Annotated in this window: 16 protein-coding genes; 3 read left to right on the forward strand and 13 right to left on the reverse strand. The window is 48.2% G+C overall.

Going from position 1 to position 15440, the window contains the following annotated elements; all coding sequences use genetic code 11:
• Positions 1–35: 35 nt before the first annotated feature.
• Positions 36–440 (forward strand): thioesterase family protein, encoded by a 405-nt coding sequence (locus DKB62_RS02255; protein ID WP_095629344.1) that lies wholly within the window; start codon positions 36–38, stop codon positions 438–440.
• Positions 441–611: 171 nt separating this feature from the next.
• On the opposite strand, the gene DKB62_RS02260 is transcribed toward DKB62_RS02255, so the two are convergent.
• The 8 genes from DKB62_RS02260 to DKB62_RS12510 all read right to left on the reverse strand — a co-directional run bounded on the left by DKB62_RS02260 (position 612) and on the right by DKB62_RS12510 (position 7066).
• Entirely contained in the window at positions 612–1037 is a 426-nt protein-coding gene (locus DKB62_RS02260) for a biotin/lipoyl-containing protein (protein WP_107195869.1), read from the reverse strand.
• A gap of 34 nt (positions 1038–1071) precedes the next feature.
• The gene (locus tag DKB62_RS12755; RefSeq protein ID WP_232818777.1) at positions 1072–1551 is read right to left on the reverse strand and encodes a hypothetical protein; all 480 of its coding nucleotides are present in this window, start codon (positions 1549–1551) and stop codon (positions 1072–1074) included.
• A 14-nt stretch (positions 1552–1565) separates the two neighbouring features.
• Positions 1566–3095 carry a methylmalonyl-CoA decarboxylase subunit alpha gene (mmdA, locus tag DKB62_RS02270; protein WP_087477154.1) on the reverse strand — a complete coding sequence of 510 codons (1530 nt, stop codon included), beginning with the start codon at positions 3093–3095 and terminating at the stop codon, positions 1566–1568.
• Between the two features lie 95 nt (positions 3096–3190).
• Positions 3191–3439, reverse strand: coding sequence for a helix-turn-helix domain-containing protein (locus DKB62_RS12945; RefSeq protein WP_107195868.1), 249 nt, complete (start codon positions 3437–3439; stop codon positions 3191–3193).
• A 336-nt stretch (positions 3440–3775) separates the two neighbouring features.
• Positions 3776–5485, reverse strand: a complete 1710-nt coding sequence (terL, locus tag DKB62_RS02280) for a phage terminase large subunit (protein WP_107195867.1) — start codon at positions 5483–5485, stop codon at positions 3776–3778.
• Entirely contained in the window at positions 5482–5715 is a 234-nt protein-coding gene (locus DKB62_RS02285) for a hypothetical protein (protein ID WP_107195866.1), read from the reverse strand. Before DKB62_RS02285 ends, terL begins: the two co-directional genes overlap by 4 nt.
• Positions 5716–6054: 339 nt before the next feature.
• Complete coding sequence (locus tag DKB62_RS02295; protein WP_162860281.1) at positions 6055–6411, reverse strand: hypothetical protein; 357 nt, start codon at positions 6409–6411, stop codon at positions 6055–6057.
• Between the two features lie 121 nt (positions 6412–6532).
• Entirely contained in the window at positions 6533–7066 is a 534-nt protein-coding gene (locus DKB62_RS12510; RefSeq protein WP_154876617.1) for a hypothetical protein, read from the reverse strand.
• Positions 7067–7615: 549 nt separating this feature from the next.
• Here DKB62_RS12510 and DKB62_RS02300 point away from each other — a divergent pair.
• Together DKB62_RS02300 and DKB62_RS02305 are read left to right on the forward strand one after the other, a co-directional pair.
• Positions 7616–8734, forward strand: a complete 1119-nt coding sequence (locus DKB62_RS02300; protein ID WP_107195863.1) for a tyrosine-type recombinase/integrase — start codon at positions 7616–7618, stop codon at positions 8732–8734.
• Between the two features lie 481 nt (positions 8735–9215).
• Positions 9216–10085: a ribonuclease H1 domain-containing protein gene (locus DKB62_RS02305; protein WP_107195862.1), complete on the forward strand. Its 870-nt coding sequence runs from the start codon at positions 9216–9218 to the stop codon at positions 10083–10085.
• 79 nt (positions 10086–10164) lie between these two features.
• Here DKB62_RS02305 and hpf read toward each other — a convergent pair whose 3' ends face one another.
• From hpf to DKB62_RS02330, 5 genes are all read right to left on the reverse strand, one after another.
• On the reverse strand, positions 10165–10689 hold the full coding sequence (hpf, locus tag DKB62_RS02310) for a ribosome hibernation-promoting factor, HPF/YfiA family (protein ID WP_087477156.1): 525 nt from the start codon (positions 10687–10689) through the stop codon (positions 10165–10167).
• 180 nt (positions 10690–10869) lie between these two features.
• A complete protein-coding gene (locus tag DKB62_RS02315; protein WP_107195861.1) occupies positions 10870–12285 on the reverse strand; it encodes an aldehyde dehydrogenase family protein in 1416 nt (471 codons plus the stop codon).
• 134 nt (positions 12286–12419) lie between these two features.
• A complete protein-coding gene (locus tag DKB62_RS02320; protein ID WP_107195860.1) occupies positions 12420–12794 on the reverse strand; it encodes a desulfoferrodoxin family protein in 375 nt (124 codons plus the stop codon).
• Between the two features lie 423 nt (positions 12795–13217).
• A complete protein-coding gene (locus DKB62_RS02325) occupies positions 13218–14423 on the reverse strand; it encodes an MFS transporter (RefSeq protein WP_107195859.1) in 1206 nt (401 codons plus the stop codon).
• Positions 14424–14528: 105 nt separating this feature from the next.
• Positions 14529–15425: a LysR family transcriptional regulator gene (locus DKB62_RS02330; protein WP_107195858.1), complete on the reverse strand. Its 897-nt coding sequence runs from the start codon at positions 15423–15425 to the stop codon at positions 14529–14531.
• Between the last annotated feature and the right edge of the window lie 15 nt (positions 15426–15440).

Below are 15440 nucleotides of genomic sequence, written 5' to 3' on the forward strand. Positions count from 1 at the left end.
GTACTGTAATTTAATCGCAATTAGGAGGAACAATCATGGACTTTACAATCAAACCGAATTCGCAAGGTGAAATTTCCGAAGTCGTCGTACTGGACAATACGGCCATCAAAATGGGCAGCGGCAAATCGCCCGTATACGCTACGCCGGCCCTCGTCGCCCTGATGGAAAACGCAGCCATCCTGGCCTGCGAAAGCCAGCTTCCCGAAGGCTACAACACCGTCGGCATCGCCATCAGCGTCAAGCACCTGGCCGCAACGCCTATCGGCCTGACCGTAACGGCGAAAGCAACCCTCGTCGAACAGGACAGAAAGAAGCTGTCCTTCAAAATCGAAGCTTTCGACGACGCCGGCAAGGTCGGCGAAGCGACGCACGACCGCTTCATCATCGAATCGGCTCCCTTCCTGGCTAAAGCCGAAGCGAAAAAAGAATTGAAAAAATAATCCATTCAGTGTGACACAACCCGCCGGTTCAGCCGAACCGGCGGGTTCTTTACCTCTGGCAGACCTTGCAGCAGCGCGTCTCTATTCCGAGTCCAAATGAAGGCACGCCAAAAGGGCCAAATTCAGCGCAGAATTTGACCCTCTCCGTTGCCAATATGATATACTTTTTTCTTACTGTACGATAACGGCCAAGGCGTCGCCGGTCTTGACATTGTCGCCTACGTTGACCCGCAGGCTGTGGAGCTTGCCTTCGGCCGTAGCCGTAATGTCGTTCTGCATCTTCATGGCTTCCAGTACGAGCAGGACGTCTCCCCGTTTGACAGCCTGGCCGGCTTCGGATTTCAGCGCCGAAATCTTGCCGGGCATGGGAGCTTTAATGACGACGGCGCCGTCGGGAATCGGTTCCATAGCGGCCGGAGACGGTGCAGCTGCCGCCGGCGCAGGCGCAGCGGCCGGAGCTGCCGGTGCGGCAGGCTGCGGAGCCGGAGCAGGAGCGGCCGGAGTCGGAACGGCGGCAGGAGCGGGCGCAGCGCCGCCGATTTCTTCTACTTCTACTTCATATGCTTGTCCATTTACCGTTATTTTAAACTTTTTCATTCTATATCCTCCTGGCGAAAAATATATATATCTATTACCGCATACCGGCCAGGCGGCCGGCCATAATCCAGTGTGCATTCTGCCGTTTTTTCGCTTTGATCGAGCGGATAGCCGCCGGCGAATAGCCGTAAGCTGCGACAGCCGCCATGATCACGGCGACGACTTCCGGCGAAATGTCGGAAACGTCGGCCTGCGGCGCCGTCGGTTCCGCCGGAACAGTCGCCATAGGACGGGCGGCGACGACGGCGGGCTGCCGCTGCCCTACGGGCACGACAGACTGGTGCGCCGCTACGGCATGGGTCGGAACGGGTTCTTCCTTCGGCGCGGCTGTTTGCGATGCTGATGCAGGCGCAGTCTGCTGCCCCTGCTTAGCCAACAGGCGCTGCAAATCATCCTTCACCTCTGCCAGCTCGGCAATCTTCCGTTCCATCTCCTGCATGCGGCTTGCGGAATGACGCCACTGCAGCACGCACAGGATAGCCAAGACGATCAGGGCCAATAGTTGCAAATCCATAGCCATCCCTCCCCTTATAACGGCATATTGCCGTGCTTCTTAGACGGGCGTTCTTCCCGCTTGCTGTACAGCATAGCCAAGGCGTCGATGATGCGGGGACGTGTTTCCTTCGGCTCGATGATGCAGTCTACATAGCCGTGTTCCGCCGCTTTGTACGGTGTAGAAAATTCCGTAATATATTCTTGCTTCTTCTTTTCTTTTTCCGGATCGCGCTTAAAGATGATATTGGCCGCGCCGTCCGGACCCATGACGGCGATTTCAGCCGTCGGCCAGGCAAATACCATGTCTGCGCCGAGCTGGCGGCAGCACATGGCGATATACGCGCCGCCGTAAGCCTTGCGCGTAACAACGGTTACCTTCGGCACCGTCGCTTCGCAATACGCGTAGAGCATCTTCGCGCCGTGGCGGATGATGCCGCCGAATTCCTGCGTCGTTCCCGGCAGGAAGCCCGGCACGTCGACGAAGGTGACGAGGGGGATGTTAAAGCTGTCGCAGAAGCGGATGAAGCGGGCCGCCTTATCGGACGCGTTGATGTCCAGGCAGCCGGCCAGGAATTTCGGTTGGTTAGCAATGATGCCGACAGTCTGGCCATCGAAGCGGGCGAAGCAGGTAATAATATTTAAGGCGTAATTTTCCAATACCTGATAGATTTCGCCGTTGTCAACGCAGGATTTAATGACGTCGAGCATGTCGTAAGGCATGTTGCTGCTGTCGGGGATGACCGAATTCAGGCTTTCGTCCTGACGCTGCGGATCGTCGTTCGTTTCGGCGATAGGCGCTTCCTCCATGTTGTTGCTCGGCAGGAAGTCGAGGAGATATTTGATTTTAGCAATGCAGTCGTCTTCGTTTTCGCAGGCAAAGTGAGCTACGCCGGACACGGAATTGTGCGTCATAGCGCCGCCTAATTCTTCAGACGAAACTTCTTCGGCCGTAACCGATTTGATAACTGCCGGGCCTGTAATAAACATATTCGACGTATTTTTAACCATGAAAATGAAATCCGTCAAAGCCGGGCTGTATACGGCGCCGCCGGCACAGGGCCCCATGATGACCGAGATCTGGGGAATGACGCCCGAAGCCGACGTATTGTTCATAAAAATGCGGCCGAAGCCGGACAAGGCGTCTACGCCTTCCTGGATGCGCGCGCCGCCCGAGTCGTTGATGCCGATAATCGGAGCGCCCATCTTCAGGGCCATTTCCTGAACCTGGCAGATTTTATGAGCATGCATCTCGCCGAGAGAACCGCCTTCGACGGTGAAATCTTCGGCATAGGCGAAGACGAGACGGCCGTTTACGGTGCCGTATCCCGTCACGACGCCGTCACCGGGAATGTCTTTTTCCTGCATGTTAAAATTCGTGCAGCGATGGCGGATAAACTGGCTGATTTCCGTAAAGCTGCCTTCGTCGAAGAGCTTGTTCAGCCGTTCCCGCGCCGTCATCTTTCCTTGTGCGTGCTGTTTATCAATGCGTTTTTGACCGCCGCCCATTTCAATGGTTTTCAGTTTTTCATGAAATTGAGCGATTTTTTCTTGAACTGTAGCCATAATGCACCTCCATTGCAACATGTCGCATAGTTTTATAATATACCAAAAACAGCTTAACCATGCCGTTCATCCCATTAATTAGTGCTTATGAGTGCTTATAGGATTATGGAGCTATCTATTTGGTCTTGTAGAAAGTCGTACAAGCCGTCCCGATGCACCAGCCACCGTGAGCCTACACGGAAGGCTTTTAGTTTACCAGAAGCACACAAAGCATAAATTGTTGACAACGGGACACCCAATAGCTCATGGAGTTCCCGTGGCGTAAAGGTGATACGATTCTCCCACACATGGTTAGGGGTGGTAAGAAAAGATTCCTTTGGTAATTTGAGATAACCATTAAGCATTATATCACATTCTCCTTCCTATGAAAATATGACAAGGGAAAATAAAGATAAGCATAAGAACAAATAAAGGTATCTCTATAGATAATCATTAATAATCAACTATAGAGATACCTTATGAATCATTAATTAATAATCATTAATTAGACTATAGAAACTCATAAGAACCGTAATGAACTTATAAGACCATAAGGGCACTTATGAGTACAATAATTATTCATACAATACTATGTTCATGGATGCTGTATGGTTCTTATTGGTACTATATGTAACCTTTTGGCACCTTCTTCAATTAGTGCAACCAACCTAGACGTAGTGTATTAGTGCAACCAACCTATTTCACCTCGTGTCCCTTATGGCTTTAACCATTGCATGTCTATAATCAATATTTGCATATTCTTCCAACACGCTGACTTCCATCCAATGCTCAAGCTGTTCTTCCGTCAGTTCCATGATTTTATCTTCGTCTGCAACATCCATCATTTCCACAAAATGACCAACACCCATTGCTAGGGCATCCAGACGGTCATCATGGGGCAGGGCGTTCTTTTCCCTGCACAAACGGGTCATCTGGTACACAAGGGAATACTCGTACTTCTTTTCCGTAAATACCTTGTAGTCCGCTTCAATTATCGGACGGTTCACGATGAGCTTATGTCGCATCATGACAGGTTCAAGGGTATCAATAATACGAGCTTCCTTTTGGCCTGTGGATTTCACTTCTTCGATACCACAGGGATGAATTTTGTTGAATATCGGTGTCATGACTTTGGTAAACATACCATCCCCAAAGTTGGCTTCGACGATTACTAAGTCCACATCCCAGAATCTAGCACGTGTCGCAAGCTGGGTAAGCGTCAGGTCACTATAACCCTCACTGTATCCGCCGACATCCATCAAGAACAGGTATCCGTTCAGATACTTCAAGACCACGTAGGACGTCTCATCAGTGCCACGCCCACTAGGGTCAATCGCCATGATCGTGGTGTCATATGGCATCGTGTCGGGACTACGGGATAACTCGCTGTAGAAATAATCCCCCTTCATGGCCGTACAGGGAATATCCTTGATGAGGTTTTCACGTGATTTCGCCCAAGACCACTTCACGGACGATTCGTACATATCAAGGTCAGTAACGATGAGGTCAGACACTTTCAGAGGATACTTCTCGGCATCCGAGAGCCGTGTGTTGAGCATAAACTGTAATGCGAACCCAGCCTTGCCATAGGACAACGACCGCTTGAAGATTTCTTCCTCATTGAACCGCAAGGGGTCTGTAGGCTTGCCTTCGAGCGACGGGTCGTCCTTTAGCTTATTCCAGATAAATGGAGCAAGGTTCTGTCCATAGTGGTCTTCCACCTGATGCAACGCTGGGTACACGACAGGCCAGATACGGGTGATGTACCCACGGTCGCCTAAGATGTTATAGAGAGACGATTCCGTCTGTGGTGTCCCAAGGTATATAATGCGTCCATTCGGTTTCAAGATAGCATCAAATTCCTTGACGGCTTCCGACAGTTTTTCTCGCTGCGTCTGTGTCGCACTATTCTTCGGCACCTCTACGTCGTCGGCAATCAGGATGTCAGCACGGGTACCTGTAATCTGCCCTGTGATACCAATAGACTTTACCGACGGGGAAATGTCGGGAATTGCTCCCCCTACGTCAAAAATGTTCTGTGTGTCCAGCTGCTCCTTCGACGCTTTCATATCAGCGAGGAAGGGTATGGTGTGAATAATCTGCTTGATAAAGCGAGCATTGGCATCTGCACGGTCGCCAGAAGCCGACACAATTTCTACCTTTAGCTGCCTATTAAGCCATAAGCACCACACGACAAACGCACAGGTAATGAAGGATTTTGCCACCCCTCGAAAGCCCTCGATGATGATACGGTCGCTGGGTGGGTGTTGCAGATAGTTTGCAATGTCTACCTGTATGGGTGTAGGTGGCGGCAGGGAAATACTTTTCCATACAATATAAAGGAACGCCCAGAAATTCTCCTGAGCGTTCTCAATGTCACGTTTCGTCCATTCTGTTTTTCTTTCTATCATTCGACTAACCTCATCAAGTCAGGGATATTGGAAACGTCCTGCTGAATTTCCGTTACCCCTTCGGTTTCAATGGTAGTTAGGAAGTTGTTATCTTTAAGGAACTGCCGTACCTTAGCAAGGAATGCAGGATTTTTGCGCAATTCTGGGTCTTGAAGACCTTCTAATAGTGCTTGCACCTCTCCCTGAGCTAACTGGTCAAGAAGTTCCTTAGGAAGCTCAAAATTAGCCATTTTACCACCTCTTTCATAAAAACAAAAAGCTCCCGTAGGAATTTACACCTAAAGGGAGCAATACACACAAAAGTCCTACTCCTGACTGGGACTTTTTACAATTTTCACGTCATCCTTATATCTCTTTATGGCTGTATGGGGACTACACCCAAAACGATACGGGAATAAAGGACAACGAACCAAATCACACTTCATTACTTCTTGCGAACTTCCTGCACAGCAATCTAAACATTTTTCACGAATTGCAGACGCATAACTTACTGTGTCTGGGATATACATTAATCGCTTCATTTAATACACCACCCGACCAAGGCCACTCCTGCAAGAGCAGCCCACGTTTTATTCTGCCGTTCTTTGATCATCAGCTCGTGTTCCATTGATTCCATTTCGGTCTGCAATGTCGTTAAGGATTTCTTCAATTCGGTCAAATCGCTCTTTGCTGTCGTCAATGAGGTCTGTGCGTTCGTCAAGGCTTCCTTGCAATTCTCCAACTGAATCCTCAGCTCCGCTAACTTCGATTTGTCCTCGGTCGAGAGCTGCTCCAATCTCGTCAAGTTTTGCTCCAACACTGTCAGCTCCCATTTCAATTCGTTGTACTGTGTCACTGACATGGTTATCGTCTGGGTGGTCGTGCTGGGAGTAGAGGTATACTCCGCCCCCAATGACAACGACGGCCAGCGGATACTTAACGCGCACAATTACAAAATATGTACGAAAAAAAGAACATCCAGAAACACATGACGAAAGAGAATCCTTAACAGAACTGTACCGAAAAATAGATAAAAAATAGCCTATCTTAATTGATAGGCTTTTCTTTTTATTTATGTTCTGTTATGTCTTTAAGAATATATTGTACAATAGGATATTCTTTTTTTAATGTAATTGGCCCTCTTTTACCTTGTGCGCCACTTTGTACTAAATCAGTAATAATTCGCCCCTGCAATAAAACAGGTTTAGTATGTGTATTATAACTAGGTATGGAAAATTTTTCTGTACCAAAACAATATATAGGAAAGGAATATACATAGCTATTATCTTCTAAAAACATATATACATCGTAAATTCTCATTTTCATTTTTTCATTTATAGGGTGCGTAAACTCGTTAGGTATTTTAGATATTAAGAGGATACATCGGTATGAATTAGGTGATCCTTCAATCGCTTCAAAATTACGTGTATCTACACCGCTATTATAAGGGCAATTATAAGCGATTATATTATACCTTGCGTCTTTTCCTGCTGCTAGTGTTATAATATCATTTATAACTATAGGTGTTTTATATGCATAACTATTTAAAGGGATAGTAACAAAAAGCATAAATAAAGTAATACAATATAAAAATTTACGCATAATAAATAACCTCTTTTTCACATGATGATACTTACATTTTACCGCATGTTTCCTAGCATTGTCTACTGGTTTTATATGCGTTCCTTTCGTACAGATGTTTTATAACAATTAAATAAACGTTTAATCGTCTTTTAGCCACCACACTACCATACCAGTCAAAACGTATAGATGCCCCTAGTCACAAACAGCACCATATTACTCCACTATCGCAAGCCTATAGATACACACATTTTCCCACGTCTCCACGTGTACCATTTATTAAACGCATTAGACACAAGCAGGGCGCTTGATGTACAATAAGCACACAATAAGCGCCACAACAGCCATTACGGCGCTACAATATGCGCATAATGATATATCAAAAGATTATGGCATATGTAGCTTGATGTATCGTATGGTATGCAAAATGTTCGCAATGAGTGACATATGGTCAGCTGGCAGTTAATATGATTCAATGCAGGCACCCCTACGGGGGAACACGCACGAATCCAATTCCATATATACCCACTCACAAATTTTTTAAAATTTTCAACTTAGGATGGTGATAACATGGCAACTAAAAGACGGAACAAAGGTGAAGGCAGCATCACACAACTATCCAATGGAAAATACAAGATGACAATTACCATTGGAAAAGGATTAGATGGTAAACAGAAACGTAAATCCATCACCGCAGCTACGAAAAAGGAACTATTTGATAAAGCAGCTTATGTAAAGGCGCAATATGGGGTGATGACACAAGCAGAAATACAAGCTCAGCTTAGCACCGAAACATATCGTGAGTTCTCAAAAAAGATGGCAGCATTACAAGAAGCTGGTCTGACGGAGAACACAAAGAACACCTACAATAATATAGACGAGAAATACCTATTACCCCGTCTAGGAGACAGCAGGATGAAGGACATAACACCTCACATGTGCGAAACTCTTATCTGTGATTTATTATGGCAAAATAAGCTTTCTGGATCTACTTTACGAGGCATAAAGTCCCGAATGAGCTATATGTTTAAACAAGCAGTAAAACGAGACATACTTGCTGTTAACCCACTAGATAAAACAGACATAACGTTGCCCCCTAAAAATAGGAAGGCACTTATGACCTTGCCTACAGTAGAAAAGATGCAGGAATTGTTGACATATATGAAAGAAAAAAGACCAAACTTATACCCCATGGTGTACACAGCCATCTACACAGGAATGCGTAGAGGTGAGCTGTTAGGGCTTAAATGGCCTTGTGTAGATTTCGATAAAAAGACTATTACGATCAATAATCAAATCACGGATAGAGGGAATAGCGATGCTCCTTTAAAAACAGAAACAAGCTATCGGACAATATATGTCAGCGATAAGCTATTAGCGGTATTGAAAGATGTTCCACACAAATCCCAGTACGTGTTCACCTCACCTGCTACAGGTACACACTATTCTAGGGGTGTCACTACAAATCTAAAAAATATCTTTAGAGAGGTAAATATGCCTGAACACTTCTCCATGCACGACTTGCGCCATTTTCATGCGACACAGCTAATTATGCATAATGCAAATATTAAAGTTGTAAGTCGGCGACTGGGACACAAGGATATTAAAGTGACACTCGACCTATATTTCAACTTCATGCCATCTATGGATGAAGAAGCTAGTCGCATTATGGACACCATCATAGACTAAAATCACCTTTCGCAAACTAAAGGATTTCTAACCTGGGCAATGCAGGTCACTTTAGTTAACTAAAGCTAATCTTAGTGCTTATAAGTGCTTATCGTTAGATTTTCGGGGATTATCAGAATAAGAATGGCTTAATGGAGCGGCTATTTAGCTACATTCTCCGTATTATGGCATAGTTTTATATTTTACCATAGAAACTCGCATTTTAACAGTATAGTACTTATATATTATAATACATTTTCACTCTATATAAAAGGCCGCCTTTTCTCTATGCGCCGGCCTTTTCCGTATGCTGGAATTTTATTTTAATATATACGAAATATACGTCGCGAATCCATTATAAATTAAAGAAAGGGCCCATTATTTTTAATATTTCCCATAGCAATACCAAACTATCTCGTCGGCATGAATAATAACATTTGCTACTTTTCCGCTTTTCCAGTACAATAAGAACAGTTTTTCAAAATGAAAAGAGGAGGAAGCCATGGATTACGATACGAGGGACAAAAAACGATATATACGCGCGTCCCGCTGGGTCAAGCCGGACCCGGACGTTCAGAATCCGACGCGGTACTACGCCGTCAGCAGAGGCCGGCGCATCGGCATCTTTACGGATTTCGCCAAATACGAAAGGGCTACGCAAGGCTTTAAGGGCGCCCGCTCCAAAAGCTTCAAATACTATAAGCAGGCCCGGCGCTGGCTCTATCGGGAACTGTTCGCCAAGCCCGGCGAGTATCCCCTCGAAAGGCGGCAGAAAAAAGAGCTGGCCCGCCGCAGGTCTTTATCCTCTCAAGTCAAGGACTTCATCCGCACCCTCGACGCCAGCCGCATCTACGCCGTCGACGTCGAGATGACCGACCTTTCCTCCGACGGCGAAATTCTGCAGGTTTCCATCGTCAACGGCCGGAACGCCGTCATATACAACCAATATTTCAAGCCGGAACACCAAACGGAATGGGACGATACGGTACCCATCCACCACATCACGCCGGAACGCGTACAGGACTCCCCTTCCTTCAGCAGCTACGCCCCGCTGTTCAGCAAGCTGTTTGCCCAGGCCCAGCTTATCGTAGGCTACAATACGATGCAGGACGTGCGCATGCTGCAGCAGGCCGGCGTCGCATTTCCGCCGGCCCTGCCGATACTCGACGCCGGCGAAGCCTATTCCTTCATTCATTCGGAGCATCAGCCCGTGCGCTCCTACGCCAAGCTGAAGGACTGCGCCGCCCACTACGGCTACGGAGAAACTCAGTGGCACGACAGCCTGGCCGACGCAGCGGCGACGCTCTACTGCTTCCAGGCCATGATGGACGACGAAAACGCCCTGTTCCAGCTGTTCCACGCCAATCCCTAAGGCAGACAAAACGCCCGCTCTTGCTTCTGAAAAGGCAAAAGCGGGCGTATCGTATATCTGTATCAGTCAAGCATGGCTCTTAGAGTTCCGGTTCAATCAAGCCGTATTTGCCGTGTTTCCGTTTGTATACGACGCTGATCGTATCGGTCTTGGAGTTGAGGAATACGAAGAAGTCGTGGCCTACGAGGTTCATCTGCAAAATAGCTTCTTCGACGTCCATCGGGCGGGCGGCAAATTTCTTCGTTCTGGCGATTTCAAAGGTTTCTTCCGGTTCCGCCGGCCCTTCTACCAAGGCGGCGTTGAAGGACGAGCCCTTCATGCGGCGAGCCAATTTCGTTTTATATTTATGGATTTGGCGAACCATCTTGTCGTATACCAAATCGATAGCGGCATACATATCGTCGTTCGCTTCGACGCCGCGGAGGACGACGCCGTCTACTTTCAAGGTAATTTCTGCAATCTTACGGTCTTTTTCAACGGAAAGCATCGCTTGTACGTTTACTTCGTTGTCGAAATATTTCGTCACTTTCTTTTCGCGTTTCAATACATAGTCTTTCAGAGCTTGCGTAATTTCTAAGTTCTTGCCTCTAACAGTTGTTGCCATAAAAATCCCTTCCTTTCCGTCGGGAAGTCCATCAGATACGATATGGCTTTCCTACCTCATGGTTGCTTCCCTTATATATATAATATTCCACAGGGATATAGGAAATCCTTCTTGTGATTTTAATTATTTTGCAGAAAACCTAAAGCCTGCAAGGGAGAGAAGCGCTCCAGCCTTTCCGGCTCACAACCCGCAGTCAAATAAAGCCTGAGGCTCGGTGAATTCAAGCATGCCGTCCATCCCGCCTTCGCGGCCGATGCCGCTGTGCTTAAAGCCGCCGAAGGGCGCCGTCACGTCGCGCGGCCCGTCGTTGATATAGACGTTGCCCGACCGGATGCGCCGCGCCGTCGCGACTGCCTGCTCTTTCGGCCCCCAGACGGCGGCGTTCAGGCCGTACGGCGTGTCGTTGGCAATGGTTGCGGCCTCTTCTTCCGTGTCATACGTAAGGACACAGAGGACGGGGCCGAAGATTTCTTCGCGGGCGATGATCATGTCGTTCGTCACATCGGTAAAAATCGTCGGATAGACATAATATCCCTTCTCCGGAGCCGGCGGCAGCCCTCCTGCCAGCAGGGCCGCGCCTTCGTCGATTCCCTTCTGGATATAGGAGCATACCGTCTGGAATTGATGCTCCGACGCGACGGGCCCCACCTTGACGGCCGGGTCGGTTGGATCGCCGACGACGTATTCCGGAAGCAGCTGCAGCAGCAGCCGTTCGACAGTCTCTTTATCGTCTTTCGGGACGACGAGGCGCGACAAGGCCGTGCAGGTCTGCCCCGAATTGAGAAAGATGGAATCGAGGCACATGCGCGCCGCCCCTTCGTAGTCTGCGCCTTTCAAAATAACGCAGGGCGACTTGCCGCCCAATTCCATGCTGATGCGCTTCATCGTCGCCAACGCCCTGCGGGCTACGCCGACGCCGGCTTCCGTCGATCCCGTAAAGGATATCATATCGATCAGGGGATGGTCGCACATGGCATTTCCGATTTGACTGCCCCGGCCGGTTACGAGGTTGAACACGCCTTTGGGGAATCCGGCCTTATGAAAAGCCTCTGTCAGATAATAGGCAGCTAAGGGCGTATGCTGACTCGGCTTCAGCACAACCGTATTGCCTACGAGAATCGCCGGGACGACCTTCTGGATAATCTGCCCCAAGGGATAATTCCACGGCGTAATGCAGCCGACGACGCCGACGGGCTCCCGGTATACCGTCGACTGGGGCAGGGTTTCCACCAAGGGAAGGCCAGCCGCCAAGTCGATATACGACTGGGTGCGCACGTACTGGTATCGGACGTGGCTGGCCGCGGCAAAGGACACGGGAGCTCCCAATTCCTTGACAATGCAGTCTGTCAGCTGCGGCTCCATCTCTTTAAAATACGTCAGCATCTTCTTCATGTACTCCATCCGTTCCGATAAAGGCGTCGCCGCCCAAGCCGGAAGGGCCGCTGCCGCAGCCTTCGCCGCTTTGTCGACGTCAGCGTCGTTTCCTGCAGGCACGCAAGCGAATCTCTCTTGATTCGCCGGATTTTCTACATCGATATAAGCTCCTGACGCGCTGGGCGTCCACGCTCCGTCTATGTACAGCATTTTAAAATTCATAGGGCTCACCTCGATTTTCTCTCATACGTATGCCAAAACTGCCGCACGAAGAACAGGATTTCCTTCATGCGGCAGCGCCTCGTTTCGTTTATCGGCAGAAACCATTGCCTCTGCCTATATGGGATATTTGCGAATTATACTTCCGTTTTCCATAACCCGTGGAGGTTGCAGTATGCGTATACGACGCCGGAAGTTCCTTCAAATTCGGCCTTCGGCGCTTCGCCGGGATTCAGATAACGGATATCAACGGATTTGTCCGATACCAGGGCAATCCATTCGATGTAGTGCTTTTCTTCCATCGGATGCGTTACCGAGCCGACTTCGACCAATAAGCGGCCGCCCTCTTTCCGTACAGCCGGCACGTGTTTTTCCTTCGCGGCGTCTACAGAATCGGCAACTAAGCGAACCAATTTCTGACCGTCTACGACGACTTCCTGTTCAGCCTGAACGCCTACGACTGCTAAAATAGAATTATCTTTTTCATTGCGGTAAAATTCTACATGTTTCATGGTGAAATCTCCTTTATCTATGCGTAAAATAATTTTAAAATTTCTTTCTATCTAATAATTATTATCTCTTGCTATGGTCTTATTGTATACCATTTCAGTGGAAAAGTCAATAATAAATAACGATTATTTTTTATTATTTTCTAATGAATACAGCATGTTATGGTAAAATAATTACGGAGAAACTTTACTGTATAAAAGCGAAAAATATATAAAGCAACGCCAATATCAGTACCGGCACGCTTCCCTAAAAAAACTCATTTCAATCTGATAAGAATAGAACACGGGATATTTTCATTTCTATTAGGGCTTAGTCACGTTAATTAGAACAGTAGGACACGTCGTATGTCCACTCTTTTTGAAAAAAATAAGGCAACGGCAGATATATGACACCTGTCGTTACCCTAACATTTACTATAAAACCAATTATTTCTGCGCCGTTGCCGGAACAACGCGGACGGCTTTCACGCTTCGACGTCCGTACAGGCCATAATATAAGAAAAAGCAGACGATGGCGATGACGCCGGCTACGGCGTATAACTGGGGGAACGTAAGCATGCGGTGCAGCATTCCTAAGACGTACGGCCCTACGCCAAGGCCCAGATCCAAGGCGACGAAATACGTCGACAAGGCCACGCTGACGCGGTGAGACGGCGTCAATTTAATACATACGGCCTGTCCGTTCGACATAAACGTCCCGTATCCCAGCCCGACGAAAACGCCGGCCAGGAGAAGCTGCCATGCCGTACCTGTCGCATACAGCAGAAACAATCCGGCGGCCAGGCAGAGATAGCACGGATAGAGGACGTAATTTTCTCCCTTCCGGTCGAAGATAATGCCCGTCAGCGGCCTCGTCACCGTAATGACGACGGCGTACACGACGAAGAAGAACGTGCCAGCCTGTACGAGGTGAATTTCTCTGGCATAGGAAGCCAAAAACGTCAGTACGCTGGAATAGGCGAAGCCCATGAGGAATCCGATAAAGGAAATCGTCATGACGCGGCGTTCCACGTAATTATCGACAGATATGGCTTTCATATACGCCCGTTCTTCCTCGCTCAGTTCGATTTCGTCTACGTGGAGGAAGACGCAGCCGACGGCACAGGCAATGACTAAGACCGTGCAGAGGCCAATGATAAAGCGGAAGTCCGTAATCAGCATGAGGAACATGCCCAAAAACGGCCCGATAGCCGCGGCCAGGCTGGTGCTCAAGCCGTAATAATTGATGCCTTCGCCCCGTTTATCTGCCGGGATACAGGCGGAAATAATCGTATTGGTAGCCGTCGAGACAATACCGTAAGCCAAGCCGTTCAGCAGGCGGATGATATACATGACGGTCAAATTCGGAATATAAAAGTATAATAATGTCGTAATCAGGTAAAATAAAATTCCTCCATACAAGGTGCGGCGGCGCGTATACAACTCGATGGCCTTGCCGAACTGCAGGCGCGCCAGCAGCGTGCCAACGATAAAGATGCCAGATGCCAGCCCGGCTTCGCTAAGCGACGCATTCAGCTGATCTTTCGCCACCACGGCGATAATGACCATGAGCAAATAATAAATCAAATACACGACGAAATTAATTCCCGTATCCAACAGGAAATCTTTATTCCATAGCGATTTCTGTTCCATACGTCTACATACAACTCCTTTACTTGAATTCAAGGAGAATTGTACTCCTTCCCGTATGGTTTGTATAACAGAAAAAAACGATGTTTGTCATAAAAAACGGCGATGTCACGACGGTACGTGATACGTTCGCTTCATATAGTCGACAAAGACCTGAATGGCCTCGTACCTGGGATTGCTCCGCTTGTACAGCAAGTAGCAAGGCAAAACGATCGGCGGATCTACGTCGTACCAGCCGCCGACGACGCCCAGGGCTTTTAAAAAACGCTCCGGCAGCAGCGCGCCGATGCGGTTAGCTTGGCAATAATTCATCATCGCGTAGGGCGTAGAAAACCAAGCCTGCGTTTGCAGCGGCAAGGACGTATGAGCCGATAAAAATTGATTTAAATACTCGTTCATGACGTACTGCGGCGAATATTGAGCCAGGGGCTGCGAAGCGATGAAATCGGCCGTCGCAACTCCTCCGGAAACGACGATATGGGGCGCGTAGTAAACGATGGTTTCCTTACAGAAGCAGACTTGCTCATAGCCGTCGATATCCATAGAAGGCAGGCGAAATAAGGATATAATGTCGAGCTCGTCGTTTCGGAGCTTCTGCAGCAATTCCTGCGCTTCCAAATTATATACCTGAAAGGAGGCCCCGCTGTAGTGCTGCTGAAAATAGGCTAAATGGCGGTTCATATGAATATCGCCCAGCGACAGCATGATGCCGATGGAAAGAGGCTGGGCTCTGCCGTCCATAGAACGCACTTCGTCTAAGCAACCCTCTAATTCGTCCAATATGGGCTCCAGCCGCTGAAATAATAGTTCGCCGGCTTTCGTCAAATGGCTGCCGCGGTTCGACCGGGCGATCAGACGGACGCCGACGACGTCTTCCAGCTTTTTAATCTGCGCGCTGAACGCCGACTGCGTAATGTTGGCCGCGTTGGCCGCAGATGTAAAATTGCCGTATTTTCCATATATAATAAAATTTTTTAATTGCTGCATACTTGGTAATTCAGCCATAACGTCTCCTGTCGT

The sequence above is a fragment of the Megasphaera stantonii genome (genome assembly GCF_003367905.1).
GTDB classification, from domain to species: Bacteria; Bacillota; Negativicutes; order Veillonellales; family Megasphaeraceae; genus Megasphaera; species Megasphaera stantonii.

What these genes read in the sequence shown, in the direction of transcription:
- DKB62_RS02255 (WP_095629344.1), top strand. Translation starts at nt 36, where the DNA reads ATGGACTTTACAATCAAACCGAATTCGCAAGGTGAAATTTCCGAAGTC.
- DKB62_RS02260 (WP_107195869.1), bottom strand. Translation starts at nt 1,037, where the DNA reads ATGAAAAAGTTTAAAATAACGGTAAATGGACAAGCATATGAAGTAGAA.
- DKB62_RS12755 (WP_232818777.1), bottom strand. Translation starts at nt 1,551, where the DNA reads ATGGATTTGCAACTATTGGCCCTGATCGTCTTGGCTATCCTGTGCGTG.
- mmdA (WP_087477154.1), bottom strand. Translation starts at nt 3,095, where the DNA reads ATGGCTACAGTTCAAGAAAAAATCGCTCAATTTCATGAAAAACTGAAA.
- DKB62_RS12945 (WP_107195868.1), bottom strand. Translation starts at nt 3,439, where the DNA reads ATGCTTAATGGTTATCTCAAATTACCAAAGGAATCTTTTCTTACCACC.
- terL (WP_107195867.1), bottom strand. Translation starts at nt 5,485, where the DNA reads ATGATAGAAAGAAAAACAGAATGGACGAAACGTGACATTGAGAACGCT.
- DKB62_RS02285 (WP_107195866.1), bottom strand. Translation starts at nt 5,715, where the DNA reads ATGGCTAATTTTGAGCTTCCTAAGGAACTTCTTGACCAGTTAGCTCAG.
- DKB62_RS12510 (WP_154876617.1), bottom strand. Translation starts at nt 7,066, where the DNA reads ATGCGTAAATTTTTATATTGTATTACTTTATTTATGCTTTTTGTTACT.
- DKB62_RS02300 (WP_107195863.1), top strand. Translation starts at nt 7,616, where the DNA reads ATGGCAACTAAAAGACGGAACAAAGGTGAAGGCAGCATCACACAACTA.
- DKB62_RS02305 (WP_107195862.1), top strand. Translation starts at nt 9,216, where the DNA reads ATGGATTACGATACGAGGGACAAAAAACGATATATACGCGCGTCCCGC.
- hpf (WP_087477156.1), bottom strand. Translation starts at nt 10,689, where the DNA reads ATGGCAACAACTGTTAGAGGCAAGAACTTAGAAATTACGCAAGCTCTG.
- DKB62_RS02315 (WP_107195861.1), bottom strand. Translation starts at nt 12,285, where the DNA reads ATGAATTTTAAAATGCTGTACATAGACGGAGCGTGGACGCCCAGCGCG.
- DKB62_RS02320 (WP_107195860.1), bottom strand. Translation starts at nt 12,794, where the DNA reads ATGAAACATGTAGAATTTTACCGCAATGAAAAAGATAATTCTATTTTA.
- DKB62_RS02325 (WP_107195859.1), bottom strand. Translation starts at nt 14,423, where the DNA reads ATGGAACAGAAATCGCTATGGAATAAAGATTTCCTGTTGGATACGGGA.
- DKB62_RS02330 (WP_107195858.1), bottom strand. Translation starts at nt 15,425, where the DNA reads ATGGCTGAATTACCAAGTATGCAGCAATTAAAAAATTTTATTATATAT.